We start from the raw sequence: 6,749 nt of genomic DNA on the forward strand, positions 1-6,749 counted from the left end.
TCTGGATCTTGGCGGACCATCCATTATGGATGTTGAGTGTTAAACAGGAGCGAATCTGGAGCGGACCGTCGGCAGTATTGTCTTAAGGGGCAAAGGTGGCGCGGTGTTCTTATCGGTCGAAGACCAAAAGTGATCAAGTGTGACTGACATCACTCGGTGACTTTCCTGGGCCCGATCTTCGTGATCCGCCGAGGTTGGGCGCAGGTGCAGGGGGCAGCTGCCTGCCTGCGTAGGTGGCGATCGAGTGTTGTATAGCTCCGCAGGCGGCGCGGTCAACCCTGACGCCGAACAACCGATCATGCCCAACATCGGCCACGACGGCACCGGCTGCGTCGGCGGCTGAACCGCCCTGTCCTCGCCCAGTCCGCCTTGTACGCCCGCAACATTCCATGTTGGAGTTCACCGAAAATCCTCCAGGTCTGCAACTGGGCCGCCGCAGGCCCCATCCCCGAGAACCACTGGCCGGCTGCCGTCAAGCTCTTCACGGAGGTCACCAGCTCACGCGGATTCGACCCGCCCAAGATCATCTTGCCCTGGCCCACCCAGCATTGCCGCCCCGGGTCAACGGGCCCTACGGTGCACAAGTCGCCGTCGGCTCGGCACCCACCGGCTACACCGCTACGACCCGGCACGCAGCGCTGGCCCGATCTGCCGCAGGCCAGTGGGCCAACGATCGGCGAATTGTCGGGGTGCCGGTGCACCTGGTCAGCATGGGGACGGTCCGCAGCGTGGCCTTCTGGGCGCCGCCAGCCCGAACCCGACGGGACCGTCTCGTTCTGCCAACGGCGCAAACTTCCGGTTCTGGTCCGCCGCAGCCGCCCGCACGTGTAGCTCATCGCCGAAGTCTCGGCATATGTCGGAAGTTCTCGATAGGTTGAACCTCTGAGCGAGCGCACCGGAGTGCTCGTGGTACGACGATGGAGCACTGGTGCCGCCGAAGCGCAAGTTGATGGAAGTCTCGCGGCCACTGGAGGCGATCAACAAGGGGTCCGCTCAGGAGAAGAGCATTCGGCTGCACCGCTTGACGCTTGACCTCGGGTTGGCCTGGCAGGCCCGGGCTGCGGCCCATGTCGTGCTCTTCGCTGAGCTCGCCGAGAACGTCGAGATCCTCATTTATGTTCGTGCGGGGAACTCGCTTGGCTTCAGCGGGTGCGTCGCACGCACAATTAAGAAGAACACTCGGCTTCTCAGAGTCGACGTCAGTGAGTTCGGGGACATCGAGTGGTAGTCGAATCGGACGTTGTCGAGACAATCAAGCTCAAGCCCGACGCGGGCCTGGTCAAGAGCCTCGGCACCCACCATACCTTCGAGTCTGCGATGGCTGATCTCGTCGATAATTGCCTGGACGCTGAGGCCACCCGGATCTCGATCCGGCTCCTCACCCAGGACGACCGGCTTGTCCAGGTTGAGGTGGTCGACAACGGCAAGGGAATGGACGCCGAGGCTGCCGACAAGGCGATGACCCTCGGGCACCAGCGGGCGTATGGCGACAACGACCTTGGCCACTTCGGTATGGGGCTGAAGGCTGCCTCGTTCAGTCACAGCGATGTGCTGACAGTATGGTCGAGCAAGAACGGCGCAATCTCGGTTGGCCGACGGATTCGGCGTACAGACTTCTCCAGGGATTTCTCCTGTGAGCGCCTGTCTCGGGAGGCGGCGGCTGCTGCACAAATCAAGCGCGCAATGCAGGTGAATCTGCAGTGGGGGACCACCATCGTTTGGTCGGCACTGCGGAGCACCTACCGCGGCGCCAATGTCGACGAGGCACGCACGTGGATGACTCAGACCGAGCTGAAGGTCCGCTCGCACCTGGGCGTGACGTTCCACCGGCTGATCACGAGGAAGCTCCTCGAGATCGACATCGTCGTCGATGAGTTGGGGTACGCCGACGATGCCATTGGCACCCCCGTCAAAGCCATCGACCCGTTCTGCTACGCCAACTCTGGACGGCCCGGATACCCGAAGACAATCGTCGCGACCGCGGGAAGGCAGGAAGTGGCACTCCAGTGTCACATCTGGCCGGGCAAGACGGACATCCCGGGCTTCCGCATCAAAGGCAAGTCCGGCGACAAGTTCCAGGGATTTTACATCTACAGAAATGACCGCCTCCTGCAAGTGGGCGGCTGGTCAGAGGTGGCAAACGAATCTGTCCAGCGACAGCTGGGTCGCGTGGTCATCGACGACGCATTGGCCATCGGTACCTTTCTGACGATGAACCCCGAGAAGGCCGGGCTGCGCTTCGAGCCACGATTTCGAGATGCCCTGGGTAGTGCCAAGGCCGCCGACGGCACTACGTTTGATCAGTTTCTAGCCGACGTCGAGGATACGTACAAGACTGCCAACAAGAGAGTAATGCGGCGCCATCCGGTCATCGCGCCTACCCGGGGATTTGCGCCGGCTGTACGTAAGCAAATCGAGGCCGAGCTGGGCCTGAATAAGTCCGAGGCTCTCGATATTCGGTGGACCCGCCTGGCTGAGGGACAGTTCTTCGACATTGACTTCGGCAACAGGACGCTCCTGCTGAACCAGCGCTACCGCTACCTCTTCGCGCCGAGCGGGGGGAGCCTGAACGATGCGCCCGTCACCAAGGCTCTGATGTTCCTTCTTACTCACCATATCTTCGAAGGCACCAACCTGGGCCCGAAGGACAAAGACAACATTGCGTTGTGGCGCGCTATCCTCGGCGCGGCTGTCGAGGCTGAAGAGGAGATGCGTGGTGAGTGAGCCCATCAAAGATGCGCGCCATTATTCACTGGCTAACGTCGACGCGTTTTGGGACGCCGCCAACCCCATCGTGTTGCCCATCGCAGGCAGGCCGGAGTGCACCCTCGACATCCATCCCGTCAACGGGATCATCACCCTCACCACGCCGTTCACGCCCCCCGAGCCCGACGTCGCCAAGTGGCAGAACATCAGCTTCAGGGTGATCACATCGGACCAGGGCGACGTGGCCGAACTGACCGTCATGGTCGAGGACAATCTTCATGCTGCCTACGGTCTGGTGACGAGCATTGCGGACCAAGTGCAACTTCGGAGTGAGCCGCTGGCTGCCGCCGCGGCAACGGCCATTGCGAAGCATCGAAGCATGTTCGCGGGCAAGGCGGCACTCAGCCAGGACAAGGAAGTGGGGCTGTTCGGCGAACTGCTGGTGCTTGAATATCTGATCGGCGAGATCGGCGTTGGCCCAGCGGTGGAGTCGTGGCAGGGACCGCTGAACGAGGAGCACGACTTCGTCTTCAACGATGTCCATCTGGAGATCAAGACGACCTCCGGTGAGCAGCGGCGACACATGATGCACGGCTTCACGCAGCTTGTTCCCTTGCGCGGCGTGCCACTGAGCCTGATCTCAGTTCAGCTCACACGGAGCAACCACGAGGGTGGCCGAACGCTCTCGCGGATTGTCTCCCAGCTTCGCGCGAAGTCAGGCGGCTACCGGCCCAGGGTGGACGACGCGCTCGAAGCATGGGGCTGGAAAGATGAAGACAAGGAACTCTACACCACCTTCTGGACCAAGCGGACCAAGCCGTGTGCTTATGACGTGGACGACCGCTTCCCAGCGTTCACACTCAAGCGGCTGATCCAGGTCATTCCGAACATGGAGTTCGTGAGCGACCTGTCGTACCGAGTCGATGTCACCCAGTTCACGAATCAAACCCTGCCTGGCCCTCTTGCGGGTCTTGTAAATCCCCCGGAGGAAGCCCCATGAGCGTGGACGCTCCCAACCTGTCCCAGCCCCTGAAGAACCTTCTCCAAGGCCTCGCCGAACAGGCTCCGGCGCCGCTCCTGCCGATGCTGACACTCTTCGCAAATCAGCCGGTCTCGGAGGATGAGCTCCTCAAGTTCGTTGAATCAGCTCCGCCGAATGACGCAGGCGTGATCCAACTGCGTCTCGCACTGGCTAAGTGGGACGCCAGCGAGGATCTCAAGCTCAACGACCCGCACAGCACCGAAACGGGGTCGGGCACCATCGCCCGTCGCGTCGCGGTCGTCAATAAGCTCGGTCTCAGCCAGCACGCTGAAGGGATGCTCCGGGAGAAGATTCCGGTGCACGTCCAAGACATCATCGTCATTACCAAGGAGTTCGAGCCCTGGTACGAAGAGGCACGCCACAAGCGCAGCACCCTCTACTGGGACGACTACGAGAAGTACCTCACCCAGGTCAAGAAGTGGCCGGCGTCTTCGATCACAACCCTCGACCGGAGCACCGACGCCGTGGTTGAGCGACTCACCGACCCGATCCGCGCCGAGATCAAGCCGACTAAGGGCCTCGTGGTGGGCTACGTCCAGAGCGGCAAGACCGCCAACTTCACGGGCGTGATCGCCAAGGCCATCGATGCGGGCTATCGCCTCGTGATCGTCATGACTGGTACCATTGAGATTCTTCGAGCCCAGACTCAGCGCCGCATCGACATGGAACTGATGGGCGTCGAAAATGTGCTTGCCGGGCAGGAGCCCAGCGACGTCGAGGTCGCCAAGGGACTTGACTATCAGCAGGACGAGGACTGGCTCGCAGACAAGTTCGTCAAGCACACCCAGGCAGCGCTCGACCAGCCCGGCGCTGTCCGGATCCGACGCGTTACCACCCACAAGGGAGATTATAAGAGTCTTCCGCAGGGCATGTCGCAACTCCGGTACGACCGTCTAGACAAGACCAAGCCACTCAACGCCGTGGAGAACCTCTTCCACACAGACGCATACGTGGTGATCATCAAGAAGAACTCGGCACCGCTCAGGAAGCTCATTAAGGACCTCAAGCCGATGCAGTCCATGCTTAAAGAGCTCCCGGCGCTGATCATCGATGACGAATCGGACCTCGCCTCGGTTAACACTAAGGACCCCAAGAAGTCGAACGACCGCACGATCATCAACAAGCTGATCACCGAAATCACCGAGATCATCCCACGTGCACAGTACGTGGGTTACACCGCGACGCCGTTCGCCAATGTGTTCATCGACCCCGACGACGACACGAACCTGTTCCCGTCCGACTTTGTGCTGTCTCTGCCGCGGCCGCCTGAGTACATGGGAGTCCAGGAGTTCCATGACATCGACCCCGACTGGGAGAGCACACCCAAGTCCATCGCCACCTCGAACGAACTCGCCTACGTTCGCGCCATCGAGGGCGCCGCGGACCACGACCCCGGACTTCGGAAGAAGGAACTCGGCGAGGCTCTCGACGCCTGGGTCCTTAGCGGCGCCATCAAGAAATTCCGCGAGGCAAAGACAGGCAAGCTCCATCGACACCACACGATGCTGGTTCACGAGGACGTCAGCAACGCCGCACACCTGGACTCCACCGTCGTCGTGCGAAGTCTGTGGAACAACGGGAAGTTCACCTCAGGTGAGGGCCTGGCCCGGCTACGCAAGCTGTTCGACAACGACCACGCCAAGGTGATGGCGGCTCGCGCGAAAGGCGAGCCGCTGCCGACGTCGTTCGACGAGATCAAGAAGCACATCGCCGAGGCGGTCGCCGAGATGACCAGCTGCGGGGCCGACCCCGTGTTGATCGTCAACTCTGACAAGAGCATCCAGGACCAGCAGCAGGCCCTCGACTTCGACAAGGGCAAGGTCTGGCGCGTGCTCGTCGGCGGAACGAAGCTCAGCCGAGGCTTCACCGTTGAGGGGCTTACAGTTTCGTACTTCCGCCGCAAGGCTGGCCAGGCCGACACGCTCATGCAGGCCGGTCGTTGGTTCGGCTTCCGCGAAGGCTATCGCGACCTCGTCCGGCTCTACATCCGCCGGGATCACAAGGTGGATCTCTATGAGGCCTTCGAGGCACTCCTCCTCGACGAGGAGGCATTCCGCGACGAGCTCGGCAAGTACGCCGGCCTCGACGAAGACGGAAAGCCCATCTTCGAGCCTCGCCAGATCCCGCCCTTGGTCAGCCAGCACCTACCGTGGCTGAAGCCCACAGCCCGCAACAAGATGTTCAATGCTGTGGTAAAGGCGCGAGCGTCGGTCGGGACCTTCAACCAGCTGTCATCGATCCCACAGCGGGACGAGAAGGCAAAGCACAAGGCGAATTTGGAAAAGGTGGTGCTGCCTCTCCTCAAGCTCGCTGAAATTCCGGTGACGCTGGGGTACGTCGATCCGGCGGACAAGCAGGCAAAGCAACAACATGCACGTGTCGGCCTGATCGGAGCGAAAGAATTCCTGGCCCTGTTCGGCAAGCTGAGCTGGAATCCGGACTACGACAGTGTCATCACGCCGCTACGCACGTTCATAGCGACTGCGACCGATAAGGGTCGAATTGAGGACTGGGCGGTTATCTGGCCACAACGTCAGACGCCAGGTCGGATGCTCCCAATCCAGGAACTCGGCATGGATGTGCCGATCTGGAAGCGCAAACGCCGTCAAGCGCCTCGCATCGACTTCACTGGTGAGAACAAGCGCAACATCCTGTCAGCCAGCGCGGTCCCGGAGGGCGCCAACGTCCTTGGCCTGGGAGTTAGTGAAACTCGCGGTGTGCTCGTGATCTCCCTCGTTGCTGATCAGGAGGAGACCTCCGAGGATGCGCCCGTAGTCCGGGACGACGTAGTCGGACTCATTTCGTTGCGGGTACCCGACAAGTCGATCCGCAGCAAGCGAGAACTCATCCAGTACGGGGTCGTGATCGCAGACAAAGCCGACGACGTTGCCGTTGAAGTCTCCAGGGCAGACTGACGGGAGACCGTGGTGACGAACTTCAACATCGAATTCCTGGCCCTGCGCCTACACGTATGGGCAGACGCCTTCTCCTGGATCCCGGG

General features: G+C 61.4%; 4 protein-coding genes. All 4 read left to right on the forward strand.

Annotated elements, in window-relative coordinates:
• Positions 1 to 928: 928 nt before the first annotated feature.
• From ACFPFQ_RS36830 to ACFPFQ_RS36845, 4 genes are read left to right on the forward strand one after another with little or no spacing between them, the layout of a single operon-like run.
• Positions 929 to 1,228 (forward strand): hypothetical protein, encoded by a 300-nt coding sequence (locus ACFPFQ_RS36830; RefSeq protein ID WP_379627376.1) that lies wholly within the window; start codon positions 929 to 931, stop codon positions 1,226 to 1,228.
• Complete coding sequence (locus ACFPFQ_RS36835) at positions 1,222 to 2,724, forward strand: ATP-binding protein (protein ID WP_379627378.1); 1,503 nt, start codon at positions 1,222 to 1,224, stop codon at positions 2,722 to 2,724. Before ACFPFQ_RS36830 ends, ACFPFQ_RS36835 begins: the two co-directional genes overlap by 7 nt.
• The gene (locus ACFPFQ_RS36840) at positions 2,717 to 3,706 is read left to right on the forward strand and encodes a PD-(D/E)XK motif protein (protein ID WP_379627380.1); all 990 of its coding nucleotides are present in this window, start codon (positions 2,717 to 2,719) and stop codon (positions 3,704 to 3,706) included. The genes ACFPFQ_RS36835 and ACFPFQ_RS36840 overlap by 8 nt, the downstream gene beginning before the upstream one ends.
• A complete protein-coding gene (locus tag ACFPFQ_RS36845; protein ID WP_379627382.1) occupies positions 3,703 to 6,663 on the forward strand; it encodes a Z1 domain-containing protein in 2,961 nt (986 codons plus the stop codon). Before ACFPFQ_RS36840 ends, ACFPFQ_RS36845 begins: the two co-directional genes overlap by 4 nt.
• Positions 6,664 to 6,749 lie beyond the last annotated feature (86 nt).

The organism is Pseudonocardia sp. GCM10023141, assembly GCF_042653605.1.